The sequence below is a fragment of the Xanthobacter cornucopiae genome, from assembly GCF_043195065.2.
GTDB lineage: Bacteria > Pseudomonadota > Alphaproteobacteria > Rhizobiales > Xanthobacteraceae > Xanthobacter.
In genome coordinates, this window is the sequence record NZ_CM195531.1 from 21,641 (window position 1) to 36,694 (window position 15,054).

Here is a 15,054-nt window from a genome sequence, read left to right on the forward strand (position 1 = left end):
CTGCAATGCAGAATATGAGGGAGGCTCCATGGCTGCGGTCCGAACTGAGGTCACGAACGGCGTCGCCGTGCTCACCATCGACAATCCGCCGGTCAACGCCCTTGGCGCCGCGGTACGCGCGGGGCTGGCGGCGGCGCTGGCAGCCGCCGGCGCCGATCCGGCGGTGCGGGCGCTGGTGCTGGCGGCGAGCGGCCGGGTGTTCGTGGCCGGCGCCGACATTTCCGAATTCGGCAAGCCGTCGCAGCCGCCCTCCCTGCCCGATGTGGTGACGGCGATCGAGAACAGCGCCAAGCCGGTGGTGGCAGCGGTGAATGGTGCGGCGCTGGGGGGCGGGCTGGAACTGGCGCTGGCCTGCCATGCCCGCGTGGTTGCGCGGGCCGCGAGCCTCGGCCTGCCCGAAGTCAAGCTCGGCCTCATTCCCGGCGCCGGCGGCACCCAGCGCCTGCCGCGCCTGATCGGCGCCGCGCCGGCCTTTGCCATGATGTCCAGCGGCGAGCCGGTGTCCGCGCCGCGGGCGCTGGAACTGGGCCTTGCCGACGAGATTGCCGACGGCGACCTTGTGGCGGCGGCCGCCGCCTGCGCGCTGCGGCTGGCGCAGGCGGGCGGCTGGGCCCTGTCGCGCGCGCGGGCCGACAAGCTGACGGCGCAGGATCGCGCCGCGTTCGAGGCCGCCGCCGCCGAGGCGCTGAAGCGCTCCCCACGCGTGCCCAACGTGCCGGCGCTGGTGGATTCGGTGCGGGCCGGCCTCGACCAGCCGGCCGAGGCCGCGCTCGCGACGGAGCGGGCCCATTTCACCGCTCTGGTTGCCGATCCCAGCTCCCGGGCGCTGCGCCACGTCTTCTTCGCCGAGCGCGAGGCGGCCCGCATTCCCGGCATCGGCAGGGAGGTGAAGGCGCGGGCGATCGGGTCGGCGGCGGTGATCGGCGCTGGCACCATGGGCGGCGGCATCGCCATGTGCTTCGCCCAGGCCGGCATTCCGGTGACGCTGATCGAGGTGAAGGCGGAGGCGATCGAGGCCGGCATCGCCCGCATCCGCGCCACGTACGAAACCTCGGTGAAGCGCGGCTCGCTGGCGCGCGCAGCCATGGACCAGCGCCTGGCCCTCATCACGCCGGCGGTGGGGCTGGCGGCGGCGGCGGCGGCCGACATCGTGGTGGAGGCCGCGTTCGAGGACATGGGCGTGAAGGCGGAGATCTTCAGCACCCTGGACAAGGTGGCGAAGCCCGGCGCCATCCTCGCCACCAACACCTCTTATCTCGACGTGGACGCCATCGCCGCCGTCACGACCCGGCCGCAGGATGTGGTCGGCCTGCACTTTTTCAGCCCGGCCAATGTGATGCGCCTGCTTGAAGTGGTGCGCGGCGGGGCCACCGCCGCCGATGTGCTGGTGAGCGCCATGGCGCTTGGCCGGACCCTCGGCAAGCTGCCGGTGGTGGTGGGCGTGTGCTACGGCTTCGTCGGCAACCGCATGCTGGCCCGGCGCACGCAGGCGGCGGAACGGCTGCTGCTGGCCGGGGCCTTGCCGCACGAGGTGGATGCGGCGGTGACGGCGTTCGGTTTCCGCATGGGGCCGTTCGCCATGGCCGATCTCGCCGGCCTCGACATCGGCTGGCGCGCGCGCAAGGCGGCGGGCGACAAGGCGGTGAAGGCGCCGGTGGCGGACGCGCTGGCCGCGCAGGGGCGCTTCGGCCAGAAGACCGGGCGCGGCTTCTACCTGTATCCGGAAGGAGCGCGGGCGGGTGCGCGGGACCCGGAAACCGAAGCCTTGATCGCCGGCCTGTCGCAGGCGGACGGCATCGTCCGCCGCGCCTTCGCGCCGGAGGAGATCCAGGCGCGCCTGTTCTATCCCATGGTGAACGAGGGCGCGAAGATCCTGGAGGAAGGCATCGCCGCCCGCGCCGGCGACATCGATGTCATCTGGGTCAATGGCTACAACTGGCCGGCTTTCACCGGCGGCCCCATGCACTGGGGCGAAGGGGTGGGGCTGGCGCGGGTGGTGGCGGGCCTCGAGCAGATGGCGGTTGAGACCGGGGATGAGAGCCTGCGGCCAGCCGCGCTGCTGGCGCGCCTCGCGGCGGGCGAGGGCTCATTTTCCGGGCGGGAGGCCGCGTGATGGCGCCGGAGGCGACGGCGCCCTGGGCGGCGCATTTCCCGCGGGTGTGCGACTGGCACGCGCCGCTGGAGATCACCACCCTGCCGGACCTGCTCGCGGCCGGCGTGGCCGCGCGCGGGGCGGGGCCCGCCCTCGACTTTCGCGGCGCCCGCATCAGCTATCGCGCGCTGGCGCAGATGGTGGAGCGCCTCGCCAGCGGGCTCGCCCGGGCGGGGGTGCGGCGGGGCGACAATGTCGCGCTGCTGCTGGCGAACACCCCCTGGCATCCCATCGCCTTCTTCGCCGTCACCCGGCTGGGGGCGCGGGTGGTGCACATTTCCGCGCTCGATGCGCGCCGCGAGATCGTGCACAAGCTCAAGGTCACCGGCGCCCGCCGGCTCCTCACCACCAACCTGCCCGGCTTCCTGCCGAGCGCGCTGGAGATGCTCGACGCCGGCGTGGTCGAGACGGTCCTGGTGGGCGAGGATGCCCGCTGGGGCGCGGGTGAGGCGCCGGCGCTGCCCATTCCCGAGCGCGCGGGCGTGCGCGCCATCGACACGCTCTTCGACGACACGCTCCTTGATGACACGCCGCTGGACGTGCCGCCGCCGTCCGTGGACGACATTGCGGTGCTGCAATTCACCGGCGGCACCACCGGCCTGCCCAAGGCGGCCATGCTGAGCCATGGCAATCTGACCTCGGCGGTGGCCATGTACCGGGCCTGGCACGATGGCGGGCGGCCGCTGGTGGCGGGCACGGAAAAGGTGGTGGCGGTGCTGCCGCTGTTCCACATCTACGCCCTCACCACGGTGCTGCTGCGCCACCTGCGCGACGGCAACGAAATCCTGCTGCGCCAGCGCTTCGATGTGGAAACGCTGATCGACGACGTGGCGCGCCTCAAGGCCAGCCAGTTTTCCGGCGTGCCCACCATGTGGGTGGCGCTGCTCAACCGGCCCGGGGTGGAGGCGGTGGACTTCTCCTCCCTCAAGTCGTGCGTTTCCGGCGGCGCACCGCTGCCGTTCGAGGTTCAGGCGCGGATCGAGCGGCTGATCGGTACCCAGCTCAACAACGGCTGGGGCATGACCGAGACCGGGCCGGCCGGCTCGCGGGTGCCGTTCGAGGTGGCGCGCCGGCCCGGGCTCATCGGCATTCCGCTGCCGGGCCTTGCCATGCGGGTCGTCGCCATGGATGCGCCGGGCCGGGCGCTGCCGCCCGGCGAGGTGGGGGAGATCGCCATCCAGGGCCCCAACGTGTTCAAGGGCTACCTGGACGACGCGGCCGGCACTGCGGCCGCCTTCCATGACGGCTGGTTCCTCACCGGCGACATGGGGCGCATGGACGAGCGCGGCCTGTTCGAGCTGGTGGACCGCCGCAAGAACATGATCATCTCGTCCGGCTTCAACGTCTATCCGGCCGCGGTGGAGAACGCCATCTACGAGCATCCGGCGGTGGAAGAGGTCATCGTCATCGGCGTGCCCGATTCCTACCGGGGCCAGTCCGCCAAGGCCTATGTGAAGCTCAAGGCCGGCGCCGCGCCCTTTTCCCTCGACGAGCTGACCCGGTTCCTGGCCGACCGGCTGGGCCGCCACGAGATGCCCCGGGCCGTGGAATTCCGCGACGCGCTGCCCCGCAGCCCGGTCGGCAAGCTGCTGCCCAAGGTGTTGATGGCGGAAGTCGCCGCCGAGGTGGAGGCCGCGGCGGAGGCCGCCATCCGCGCCGGCGCGGCAAACGAAACACTCTGAAAATCAAACGAGGAAGCGTTCATGGTCGAAGCCGTCATCGTTTCCACCGCGCGCACGCCCATCGGCAAGGCGCAGCGCGGTGCGCTCAACATCACCAAGGGGGCGGACATGGCCGCCCATGCCATCCGCCATGCTTTGTCGCGCGGCGCCGTCGATCCCGCCGAGGTGGAAGAGGTGGTGATGGGCTGCGGTTATCCGGAAGGCGCCACCGGCGGCAATGTCGCCCGCCACGGCGCGCTGGTGGCCGGCATTCCGGTGACCGCCACCGGCGTCACCGTCAGCCGCTTCTGCGCCTCGGGCCTGGAGGCCGTCGCCCATGCCGCCCGGCGCATCGTCATGGATGGCGTGCCGGTGGCGGTGGCGGGGGGCGTCGAGTCCATCTCGCTGGTGCAGCCGGTCAATCGCGAGCTCTACCGCAACGACTGGCTTTCCGCCCACAAGCCTGATGTCTACGTCACGATGATCGAGACCGGCGACACGGTCGCCAAGCGCTATGGCGTCACCCGCGCGGCGCAGGATGAATTCTCCTTCGCCAGCCAGCAGCGCACCGCCGCCGCCCAGGCCGCGGGCCTGTTCGACGACGAGATCGTGCCCATCACCGTCGAGAAGGCGGTGACCGACAAGGACACCGGCGAGACGCGGCGCGAGAGCGTGACCCTTGCCAAGGACGAGGGCAACCGGCCTGAGACCACCCTGGATGGCCTGTCCAAGCTGAAGCCGGTGCGCGGCGAGGGCGAGTTCGTGACCGCCGGCAACGCCTCCCAGCTTTCCGACGGCGCTTCCGCCAGCGTCCTCATGTCCGCCACCGAGGCGGCGCGGCGGGGCGCGCAGGTGCTGGGCATCTTCCGCGGCTACGCCACCGCCGGATGCGAGCCGGACGAGATGGGCATCGGCCCGGTGTTCGCGGTGCCGCGCCTGCTGGAGCGGCAGGGGCTGACGGTCTCCGACATCGGCCTGTGGGAGCTCAACGAGGCTTTCGCCTCCCAGTCGATCTATTGCCGCGACCGGCTGAGGATCGACCCCGCGATCGTGAACGTCAACGGCGGCGCCATCTCCGTGGGCCACCCCTTCGGCATGAGCGGGGCGCGCCTGCTGGGCCACGCGGTGCTGGAAGGCCGCCGGCGCGGGGTGCGCTATGCGGTCGTCACCATGTGCATCGCCGGCGGCATGGGCGCGGCGGGCCTCATTGAAATCAACCCGGGGGCCTGAGCCATGGACCTGCGCTTCACGCCGCGAGAGACCGCCTTCCGCGAGGAGGTTCGCGCCTTCTTCCGCACCGAGATTCCCGCCGAGATCCGCGCCAAGGTCTCGGAAGGGCGCAAGATGACGCGGGAGGACTACGTGACCTCCCAGCGCATTTTGAACGACAGGGGCTGGGCCGTGCCCCACTGGCCGGTGGAGCATGGCGGCCAGCCGTGGAGCGCCGTCGAGCGCTACATCTTCATGGAAGAGCTGATGCAGGCGGCGGTTCCGCTGCCGCTGCAGTTCAACTGCTTCATGGTCGGCCCGGTGATCGCCACCTTCGGCAGCGATGCCCAGAAGGCGCGCTTCCTGCCGCGCATCAAGAGCCTGGAGGACTGGTGGTGCCAGGGCTTCTCCGAGCCCGGTGCCGGCTCGGACCTCGCCTCGCTCAAGACCCGCGCGGTGCGGGAGGGCGACCATTACATCATCGACGGCCAGAAGACCTGGACCACCCTCGGCCAGTATGCCGACTGGATGTTCTGCCTTGCCCGCACCGATCCGGCGGCCAAGAAGCAGCAGGGCATTTCCTTCATCCTCATCGACATGAAGAGCCCCGGCGTCACGGTGCGGCCCATCATCACCATCGACGGCCGGCACGAGGTGAACGAGGTGTTCCTCGACGCCGTCAAGGTGCCGGTGGAGAACCTGGTGGGCGAGGAGAACAAGGGCTGGGACTATGCCAAGTTCCTGCTTGCCAACGAGCGCACCGGCATCGCCCGCATCGGCATGTCCAAGGAGCGCATCGCCCGCATCAAGCGCCTCGCCCGGACGACGCCGGCCGGCGCCGGCACCATGTGGGACGACATGGACTTCCGCTCGCGCCTCGCCGGCGTCGAGATCGAGCTGAAGGCGCTGGAGATCACCCAGCTGCGGGTCGTGGCGGCGCAGGCGACGCGCGATCCCACCAAGCCCGATCCGGCTTCCTCCATTCTCAAGATCAAGGGCTCGCAGTTGCAGCAGGCCACCACCGAGCTGCTGCTGGAACTGGCCGGGCCGGAGGGCCTGCCGGCAGCGCGGCCCGAGGCCGGGCACAACGATGCCGAGGCGCTGTTCGCCTGGGCGGATGCGGCGGCGGCGGTCTATTTCAACACCCGCAAGGTGTCCATCTACGGCGGGTCCAACGAGATCCAGCACAATGTGATCGCCAAGGCGATCCTCGGCCTGTGAGGAGGGCTCCATGGATTTCGACCTGACCGACGAACAGTCGCTGCTGAAGGACACCGCCCGGCGCTGGGCGTCCGACACCTATTCCTCCATCGAGGATTTGGCCGCCGCCCGCGCCGCGCCCCTGGGCTTTGCCGAGGCCAAATGGGTGGAGCTGGCGGAGCTGGGGCTTCTGGGCCTGCCGTTCGCGGAAGCCGACGGCGGCTTCGGCGGTGGGCCGGTGGAGACGCTGGTGGTGGTGGAGGCCCTGGGCCGGGCGCTGGCGCCAGAGCCCTATCTCGCCAGCGTGATCCTGGGTGGGGGGGCGCTGCGGCTGGCCGGTTCGCCGGCCCAGCGGGCGGCGCTGCTGCCCGGCCTGATCGACGGCAGCGCCCGCCTGGCATTGGCCCATGGCGAGGCGCAGGCGCGCTATGATCTCAACGATGTCGCCTCCACCGCGCGGGCGGTGGAGGGCGGCTTCCGCCTCGACGGCCGCAAGAGCGTGGTGCTGAACGCCGACGCCGCCGGCACCCTGGTGGTGAGCGCCCGCACCTCCGGCGGCCGCCGCGACGAGGCCGGCATCACCTTGTTCCTGGTGCCGGCAGATGCGCCGGGCGTGGTCGTCTCGGCCTATCCCACCCACGACGGCGGCCGCGCCGCCGATGTTCTCCTCTCCGACGTGCTGGTGTCGGCCGATGCGGTGCTGGGCGAGGTGGGGGCCGGGCTGGCGGTGGTGGAGCGGGTGGTGGAGGGCGCCATCGCCGCGTTGTGCGCCGAGGCGGTGGGCCTGATGGAGGTGCTGCACGACCTGACCGTGGAATACCTGAAGACCCGCAAGCAGTTCGGCGTCGCCATCGGCTCCTTCCAGGCGCTTCAGCATCAGGCGGTGGACATGTTCGTGGCGCTGGAGCAGGCCCGCTCCATGGCCCTCTACGCGGCCATGATGGTGGAGGCGCAGGACGCCGGCGAGCGCCGGGTCGCCCTGTCTGCGGCCAAGGTCCAGGTCAACCGCTCGGCGCGCCTGGTCGGCCAGAGCGCGGTGCAGCTTCATGGCGGCATCGGCATGACCATGGAATATATCGGCGCCCACTACTTCCGCCGCCTCGCCATGATCGAGCTGATGTTCGGTGACACCCCGTTCCACCAGCGGCGGGTGGCGGCCGAGGGCGGCCTGGTCGCCGCGGCCTGACGCAAGCGGGTCTCAGCCGGCGGGGCGGCGCTCCGCCGGCGGGGTCCAGCGCAGGGCCTTGGTGGTGCGGCCGATGCCTGGGTTGAAGCAGTTGCAGGGGTCCAGCCCCCGGTAATGGGCGACGACCTCGGGCGGGGCGTCGTAGAGGTGGCCGAAATTGTGCTCGGCCGGATAGCGGGCGCCGCGCGCGTCCAGCAGCGCCCACATGCGGTGTTCCAGCGCCAGCGGATCGTGGCCCTTGGCCACGATGTAGTCCTGGTGGAACACATGGCAGAAGAAGTGGCCGTAATAGAGCTTGTGGAGAATCTCCCGCTCCATGTCGTCCGGCAGCCGCTCCACGAAGGCGCGGTCCGAGCGCTTCAGGGCGATGTCGAGGGCGACGATGTCCTCCACCGCGCGGCTGTGCACGGCGCGATAGCGGATGGCGGCGCCGGCGGCGGCAAAGCGGTGCAGGAAGGCTTTCGTGCCTTCCTGCGGCGTGCATTCGAACAGGTCGCCGGTGGCGGAGGGAAACAGCGTGGAGAGATAGGCCCGCGCCTCGGCGATGCCGGCGCCGCCCATCTTGAGCATCAGGTGATGCTCGTATCTGTCGCGGAACGCGTTCATGCGCGGCGGCAGGTGAGGGGGAAACAGGCGGCTGGCGGCCTGCATCAGCCGGTCGGTGAGGGCGCGCGGCAGCCCCGGCACGCGCGCCAGCGCCGCGTCGAGCCGCCCCTTCAGCGCGAACAGGGCAGGCAGCCGCGCCGTGCCCAGGTGATGGATGGCGAGGAACATGTCCTTGCCGTACACGGCGGCGATGTCATAGGCGGCGCGGTGCATGTATTCGCCCGCCACCGGCAGGGTCTCGAACCGCGCGAGGATATGGCGGCGGATCGTCTCCAGTTCGGCCGGATCGTTGGTGCCGATGTAGAAGACCTGGGTTTCCTTCTCCATCGGGAAGGTGTCGAGCCGCACCGCGAACGTCACCACCTTGCCGGCGCTGCCGGAGGCTTCGTGGAGGCGGCGCGGGTCGGCGTTGAAGCGGGCCGGGGTGTCGGCCTCCACGTCGCGCACATGGGTGGCGTAGGTGCGGTCGGAGGCCATGCGGTCGGGGTCGTTCGTGATGGCGGCGGCGTCGAAGTCGTCGCGGTCCAGGGCGCCGAGGATGGCCTCGGGGGTATCGCCCAGGGCGATGCCGAGATGGTTCACCAGGGTCAGCGCGCCGTTTTCGTCCACCCGCGCGAACAGGGCGAGCTCGGTATAGGCCGGCCCGCGATGGATGAGGGCGCCGCCGGAATTGTTGCTGACCCCGCCGAGCACCGAGGCGCCGATGCAGGAGGAGCCGATCACCGAATGGGGCTCGCGCCCGAGCGGCCGCAGCGCGTCTTCCAGCTCATAGAGCCGCGCCCCCGGATGGCAGAGCACCTGTCGCCCGCCGTCGAGGAGGCGGATGCGGTTGAGCCGGACCGTGGACAGGATCACCACCGGGCGGTCGTAATCATCGCCATCGGGGGTCGAGCCGCCGGTCAGGCCGGTGTTGGCCGCCTGCAGGATGACGACCACCCCCGCCGCGGTGCAGGCCTGGAGCACGCGCCATTGCTCGACGAGGCCCCCCGGCTCCACCACCGCCAGGGCCGGCCCGGAGCCGAAGCGGAAGCCGGTGCGGTGGCGCGCCGTGCGTCGCGGGTCGGTCAGCACATGGCGCGGCCCGACGATGGCGCGCAGCGCCGCGACCAGGGCGATGCCGGCGGGGGAGGAGGGATCGGCGGGGCGCATGGGCTGCTCCTTGCACGCCGGCGCCGGGCGCCGGCTCCGGAACGAGACGGCCAACGGCCGCACAAGTCAATGCGCGGCCGGTGCGGGGGTCAGGCCGGGCGGTCGAGGGGCGGCGGCATCAGCCCCCGTTCCAGGATGGCCTCGCGGACCATCTTCTTCGGTGTCTTGCCATAGGCGGACTTGGGCAGTTCGTCCCAGACGAAGACGTGGCGGGGCAGCTTGTAGCGCGCGACCCTGCCGTCCAGGAAGGCGAGGATGTCGGCGGCCTCGAGCCGCTCACCCGCGCGCGGCACGCAGACGGCGACGCCGACCTCGCCCCAGGCCGGGTCGGGCATGCCGACGATGGCCACTTCCGCCACGGCGGGATGCTGCAGCACCTTTTCCTCGATCTCGCGCGGATAGATGTTGGAGCCGCCGGAAATGTACATGTCCGAGGCGCGGCCGGTGATGTAGAAGAAGCCCTCGGCGTCCATGTGGCCGAGGTCGCCGGTGCGGAACCAGCCGTCGCGGAAGGCATTCGCATTGGCTTCGGGGTTGTTGTAATAGCCGGCGAACACCGCCGGCCCGGCGACGCAGATCTCGCCGGTCGCGAACGGCGCCACCGCCGCCCCGGTCTCGTCCTGGATCTCCACCTCCATGCCGGTGCGAGCGAAGCCGCAGGTGCCGATGCGCACATGCGGTCCGTCCTCCAGCGCGTGCAGGGCGGGCGGCAGCACGGTGATGTTGCCGGTCACCTCGCCGAGGCCGAAATACTGCACCAGCACCTTGCCCAGCTTGGCGAGCGCCCGCTTCTGGTCCTCCCGGTACATGGGCGCGCCGGCATAGATGACGTAGCGCAGGGAGGAATGGTCGACGAGGTCCACCGCCGGATGCTCCACCAGCAGCTTGGTGATGGTGGGCACGGTGAAGATGTTGGTGATGCGCCAGCGTTCCACCAGCCGCCAGGCTTCTTCCCCGTCGAACCGCTCGGAGGCGAGGAGCACGGTCTTGACCGCCCGCGCCGTCTGCACCAGCTGGTGCACCCCCGCCCCGTGGGACAGGGGCGCCACCACCAGCGAGGCGTCTTGCTCGGTGGTGCCGGGCATCAGGTCGGCGAGGTGGTTGGTGATGACGAAGGCCATCTGGCCATGGGTCAGAACCGCTGCCTTGGGGCGCCCGGTGGTGCCGGAGGTGAAGAAGAACCAGCAGGGATCGTCCCGCTCCACCGCCACGGCGGGGAAGGCGGTGCCGAGATGGCTGGCCACCAGCGCGTTGTAGTCGGCCCCGAACCCGGCGGCGCCGATGGCCACCACGGTGGCGATGGAGGGCGCGGCGGCGGTCGCGGCGGCCGCGTGTTCGGGAAAGTCGGCGTGGCAGATCATCGCGCGGGCCCCGGAGGCGGAGGCCAGATAGGCCACCTCCTCCGGGGTCTGGCGGAAATTGGTGGGCACCCACACCGCGCCCAGCCGGAAGGCGGCGAACATGCTCTCGAACATCTCGAGGCTATTCTTCGACTGCACCAGGATGCGGTCGCCCTTGGCGATGCCGCGGGCCTTGAGCGCCGCCGCCATGGCATCCACCCGCGCGTCCATCTCGGCCCAGGTGGCGAGGCGCGCGCCGTGCACGAAGCCGATCTCGCCGGGAAAGCGGCGGGCGGCCTGGCGCAGGACCTGCGACAGGTTCATCACCCGCCGGCTGGCCGGCAGCGCGGCGGCGCTCACTTCAGCCGCTCCAGGATGGAGACGTAATTGGCCACCGCCGCGCCGCCCATGTTGAAGATGCCCACCGCGCCGGCATCCTTGATCTGCATGTCGCCGGCCTCGCCCAGCACCTGCATGGCGCCGAGCACGTGCATGGAGACGCCGGTGGCGCCAATGGGGTGGCCCTTGGCCTTGAGGCCGCCCGAGGGGTTCACCGGCAGCCGGCCGTCTTTCTGGGTCCAGCCCTCGCGCACCGCCCTGTAGCCCTCGCCGGGGGCGGTCAGGCCCATGGCCTCGTATTCGATCAGCTCGGCGATGGTGAAGCAGTCGTGGGTTTCAACGAGGCTCAGGTCGTCCAGCGTCATGCCGGCGTCGGCGAGGGCCCGGGCCCAGGCGCGGCGGGCGCCGTCGAAGGCGATGGGGTCGCGGCGCGACATGGGCATGATGTCGTTGGCCTGGGCGCGGGCGCGGAAGGCAACGGCGCGCTGCATGTCGCGGGCGGTGTCGGCATCGGCGATCACCAGCGCCGCGGCGCCGTCGGAGACCAGCGAGCAATCGGTGCGGCGCAGCGGCCCCGCCACCAGGGGGTTCTTGTCGGAGACGGTGTTGCAGAAGTCGTAGCCGAGATCCTTGCGGAACTGGGCATAGGGATTGCCCATGCCGTTCCTGTGGTTCTTGGCGGCGATGTGGGCGATCTCCGATGAGCGGTCGCCATAGCGCTGGAAGTAATTCTCGGTGATGCGGCCGAACACCCCCGCGAAGCCGCCGGCAATCTCGGCTTCCTCCTTGCGGTAGGAGGCGTTGAGCAGGATGTCGCCGACCTCCGCATTGGGCTTGGCGGTCATCTTCTCGGCGCCCACCACCAGAGCGATGCGGCCGCGCCCGCTCTCGATGAAGTCGAGGGCGGCGTTGATGGCGGCGGAGCCGGTGGCGCAGGCGTTCTCCAGCCGCACCGCCGGCACGTGGCCCAGCTCTGGCACCGAGAGCGCGGGCATGGCGCCCTGGAAGTCCTGCTTCTGGAAGCCGGCGTTGAACACACCGACGAAGATGCCGTCCACCTGGTCGGGGGTGATGCCGGCGTGCTCCAGAGCGGCGCCGGTGACGCGGCCCATGAGGGCCTCGGTGTCGGCGTCCTCGAGCTTGCCGAAGGGGGAGTGGGCGAAGCCCACGATGGCGGCGCGTGTCATGCTTTTACCTTCAGGTTGGGGCGCGGCGGGCGCGCCGGCGGGTGCGGGGAGGAGGGGGCGCGGGACGCGCGGTGCAGCGCGGCTTCGAGCAATCGGGCCTCGCGCCGCAGCAGCGCGGCGATCTCCGGCTGGCGTGCCGGCGACAGGCGGCTTTCGATGGCGGCGATGGACAGGGCGCCGAGCGGGCGGCCGGCGCCATCGCGCACCGCCACGCCCAGGCCCCACGAGCCCGGCACCAGCAGGCCGGGGTTGAGCGCATAGCCGAGGGCGCGGGCATCGGCCACCAGCGCGCGCAGCACCGGCGGCGGGAAGGTGGGATAGCGCTGCGCCAGCAGCGCGGTGTTGGTGGCGATCACCTCGTCCACCGCGGCGTCGGGCAACGCCGCCAGGATGGCGAGGCCGCCGCCGCCGATGCCCAGGGGGTGCCGGTCGCCGGCCTGGAGCACATGGGTGCGGATGGGAAAGGCCCCTTCCTCGCGATGCAGGCACACGCAGAAGGCGTCTCGCGGCACCGACAGGAAGGCGCAGTCGCCGCTTTCCTTGGCCAGCCGGGCGAGGCCGTCCAGGGACAAGGCGTGGATGCCGAAGCGGGCGCCGGCCAGGGTGCCGAGCACGTAGGCTTCGGGCCCGAGGAAGTAGCGCCGGCTTTCGCCGTCCTGCTCCACCAGGCCGCCGCGCATCAGGGCCAGCAGCAGCCGGCGCACGGTGGGTTTCTGGAGGCCGCATTGGATGATGAGGTCGGCCAGCCGCGCGCCGTCCTGGCCGGCGCGGCCGACGCCCTGCAGCACGCTCACGGCGCGGTCGATGGCCTGGGCTCCGTCGCGCGCGCCGCTTTCGGCGGCGCCGCGCGGCTGGGCGTGGGCGGAGGGGCGAAGGGATGCCATGGCGCGGCCTCCCGCCGGTCCGCCTAGAGGAACCCCACCGATATCCACGGCACCGCCGCCACGATCACCAGGCCCAGAACGAGGGCGGCGAGATAGGCGAGGATGGGCCGCATGCCGGCCACCGGGTCCACCCGGCCGATGGCGCAGGCGGCGTAATAGCCGACCCCGAACGGCGGCGCGAACAGGCCGATGCCCATGGCCAGGATCACCACCATGGCATAGTGCACCTCGTGGATGCCGACCGCGCGGGCGATGGGGAAGAGCAGCGGCCCGAACAGCACGATGGCCGGGATGCCTTCCAGCAGCGAGCCGAGCACGATGAAGGCCAGCACCGAGACTGCCATGAAGGTCACCGCCCCGCCCGGCAGGTGGGTCATGGTATCGGCGAGCGCCCGCGAGAAGCCGGACTGGGTGAGGCCCCAGGCCATGGCGGTGGCGGTGCCGATGATGAGCAGGATGGCGCCCGACAGGCTCGCGGTGTCCACCAGCATGGGGCGCAGCCGCTTCCAGTCGAACTGGCGATAGATGAGCAGGCCGGCCAGCGCCGAATAGGCGATGCCGATGGTGGACACCTCGGTGGCGGTGGCGACCCCCTCGATCACCGCGGCGCGGATGACGAACGGCAGGGCGATGGCCGGCAGCGAGATGAGGAAGGCGCGCCCCACCTCACCCCAGGAGGCCCTGGCCGCCTGCGACAGGTCCTCGCCGCGATAGCGCCACCACACCACGAAGCAAAGCGCCGCGCCCAGCACCACCGCCGGCAGCAGCCCCCCGGTGAACAGCGCGGCGATGGACACGCCGGTGACCGAGCCGATGGTGATGAGCACGATGGAGGGGGGAATGGTCTCGGTCTGCGCCCCGGTGGCGGAGAGCAGCGCCACCAGGTCGCCTTCCTTGGCGCCGCGCCGCTTCATCTCCGGAAACAGCACCGGCGCCACTGCCGCCATGTCGGCGGCCTTGGAGCCGGAGATGCCCGACACCAGGTACATGGCGCCGAGAAGCACATAGTGGAGGCCGCCGCGCACGTGGCCGAGCAGGCTCGCCAGGAACGACACCATGGCCTTCGCCATGCCGGTCATCTCGATGAGCTGGCCGAGGAACACGAACAGCGGCACCGCCAGCAGGATGATATGGCTCATGCCCTCGTCCATGCGGCCGACCATGGTCAGCATGGGGGTGCGGGTGGTGAGCGCCAGATAGCCGAAGGTGGCAAGCCCGAAGGCGAAGGCGATGGGCACCCCCGCCAGCACGCAGAACGCCACCACGCCGACGAAGAAAATGACGAGATTGTAGTTGCCGAGCCCCTTCAGCACCGGCCCCAGCGCCCAGAAGGCGGCGAGGATGAGGCCGGCCACCACCAGCGCCTTGAGCACCAGAAGCGGGCGTCCGAACTGGGCCAGCCGCAACAGCGCGAACGCCACCATGAAGCTGAGGCCGGTGAGCAGCGCCGCCGCCCGCCAGGAGTTCTGCAGGTCCAGCGCCGGGGTGCGGATGAAGGTTTCCTCCTCCGCATATTCCAGGGCGTGCGGCAGCATCAGGGCGCAGAAGGCGAGCCCCGCCACCACCGCGCTCACTTCCAGGAAGGCGCGCGCCTCGGGCCCCACCATGCCGGCGATGACGTTCATGCGCATGTGCTCGCCGCGCCGGAAGGCCACCGCCGCGCCCAGCATGGCGAGCCACAGGAACAGGATGGAGGCGAGTTCGTCCGACCAGATGAGCGGGGCGTGGAACACGTAGCGGGACATGACGCCGGCGAACAGAATCACGATCTCCGCCGCCACCAGCAGCGCCACCGGAATTTCCACCAGCTGCGCCAGCGCGCGCTCAACCGCGCCGGCGCCCCGGGTGAAGGCATTGGGCGGACCGCTGAAGACGGCGCCGTGGCCATGCCCCGCATGGCTGCCCGAGGGGGCCGCGGCGCCCGCGCTGGCGTGGGCTGCGGCCACCTGCAGGCCGGCGGCCTGTGCGTCATTCCTGGCGCGCGCGCGCCCGCCCGGGCCGCGGTTGCGGTCTGGTCCCTGCATTCGGCGTATCCTCCCGGCACCATCTTGGCGTGGTGCTGTCAGGTCCGTATCTTGGACCTGTCTTATTGGGGCGACATGCTGGCCGAGCTGTCGCGCGATTGCAACGCCTTTTCGGCG

Annotated in this window: 10 protein-coding genes; 5 read left to right on the forward strand and 5 right to left on the reverse strand. The window is 71.2% G+C overall.

Annotated features, from left to right (window positions below; genetic code table 11):
* Nucleotides 1-28: 28 nt before the first annotated feature.
* The 5 genes from V5F53_RS00110 to V5F53_RS00130 are packed head-to-tail and all read left to right on the forward strand — an operon-like array spanning nucleotide 29 to nucleotide 7,408.
* Nucleotides 29-2,113, forward strand: a complete 2,085-nt coding sequence (locus V5F53_RS00110; RefSeq protein ID WP_393995751.1) for a 3-hydroxyacyl-CoA dehydrogenase NAD-binding domain-containing protein — start codon at nucleotides 29-31, stop codon at nucleotides 2,111-2,113.
* Nucleotides 2,113-3,834 carry an AMP-binding protein gene (locus V5F53_RS00115; RefSeq protein ID WP_393995752.1) on the forward strand — a complete coding sequence of 574 codons (1,722 nt, stop codon included), beginning with the start codon at nucleotides 2,113-2,115 and terminating at the stop codon, nucleotides 3,832-3,834. The genes V5F53_RS00110 and V5F53_RS00115 overlap by 1 nt, the downstream gene beginning before the upstream one ends.
* 21 nt (nucleotides 3,835-3,855) lie before the next feature.
* Nucleotides 3,856-5,043: an acetyl-CoA C-acyltransferase gene (locus tag V5F53_RS00120; protein ID WP_393995753.1), complete on the forward strand. Its 1,188-nt coding sequence runs from the start codon at nucleotides 3,856-3,858 to the stop codon at nucleotides 5,041-5,043.
* A 3-nt stretch (nucleotides 5,044-5,046) separates the two neighbouring features.
* Complete coding sequence (locus V5F53_RS00125; protein WP_393995754.1) at nucleotides 5,047-6,243, forward strand: acyl-CoA dehydrogenase family protein; 1,197 nt, start codon at nucleotides 5,047-5,049, stop codon at nucleotides 6,241-6,243.
* 10 nt (nucleotides 6,244-6,253) lie between these two features.
* A complete protein-coding gene (locus tag V5F53_RS00130) occupies nucleotides 6,254-7,408 on the forward strand; it encodes an acyl-CoA dehydrogenase family protein (RefSeq protein ID WP_393995755.1) in 1,155 nt (384 codons plus the stop codon).
* Nucleotides 7,409-7,420: 12 nt separating this feature from the next.
* Here V5F53_RS00130 and dld read toward each other — a convergent pair whose 3' ends face one another.
* The 5 genes from dld to V5F53_RS00155 form a co-directional block, all read right to left on the reverse strand.
* Entirely contained in the window at nucleotides 7,421-9,163 is a 1,743-nt protein-coding gene (gene dld / locus V5F53_RS00135; RefSeq protein ID WP_393995756.1) for a D-lactate dehydrogenase, read from the reverse strand.
* Between the two features lie 89 nt (nucleotides 9,164-9,252).
* Nucleotides 9,253-10,827, reverse strand: a complete 1,575-nt coding sequence (locus V5F53_RS00140; protein ID WP_509213017.1) for an acyl-CoA synthetase — start codon at nucleotides 10,825-10,827, stop codon at nucleotides 9,253-9,255.
* Nucleotides 10,828-10,859: 32 nt separating this feature from the next.
* The gene (locus V5F53_RS00145; protein ID WP_393995758.1) at nucleotides 10,860-12,029 is read right to left on the reverse strand and encodes an acetyl-CoA acetyltransferase; all 1,170 of its coding nucleotides are present in this window, start codon (nucleotides 12,027-12,029) and stop codon (nucleotides 10,860-10,862) included.
* Complete coding sequence (locus V5F53_RS00150; RefSeq protein ID WP_393995759.1) at nucleotides 12,026-12,913, reverse strand: IclR family transcriptional regulator; 888 nt, start codon at nucleotides 12,911-12,913, stop codon at nucleotides 12,026-12,028. Before V5F53_RS00150 ends, V5F53_RS00145 begins: the two co-directional genes overlap by 4 nt.
* Nucleotides 12,914-12,936: 23 nt before the next feature.
* Entirely contained in the window at nucleotides 12,937-14,937 is a 2,001-nt protein-coding gene (locus tag V5F53_RS00155) for a TRAP transporter large permease (protein WP_393995760.1), read from the reverse strand.
* Nucleotides 14,938-15,054 lie beyond the last annotated feature (117 nt).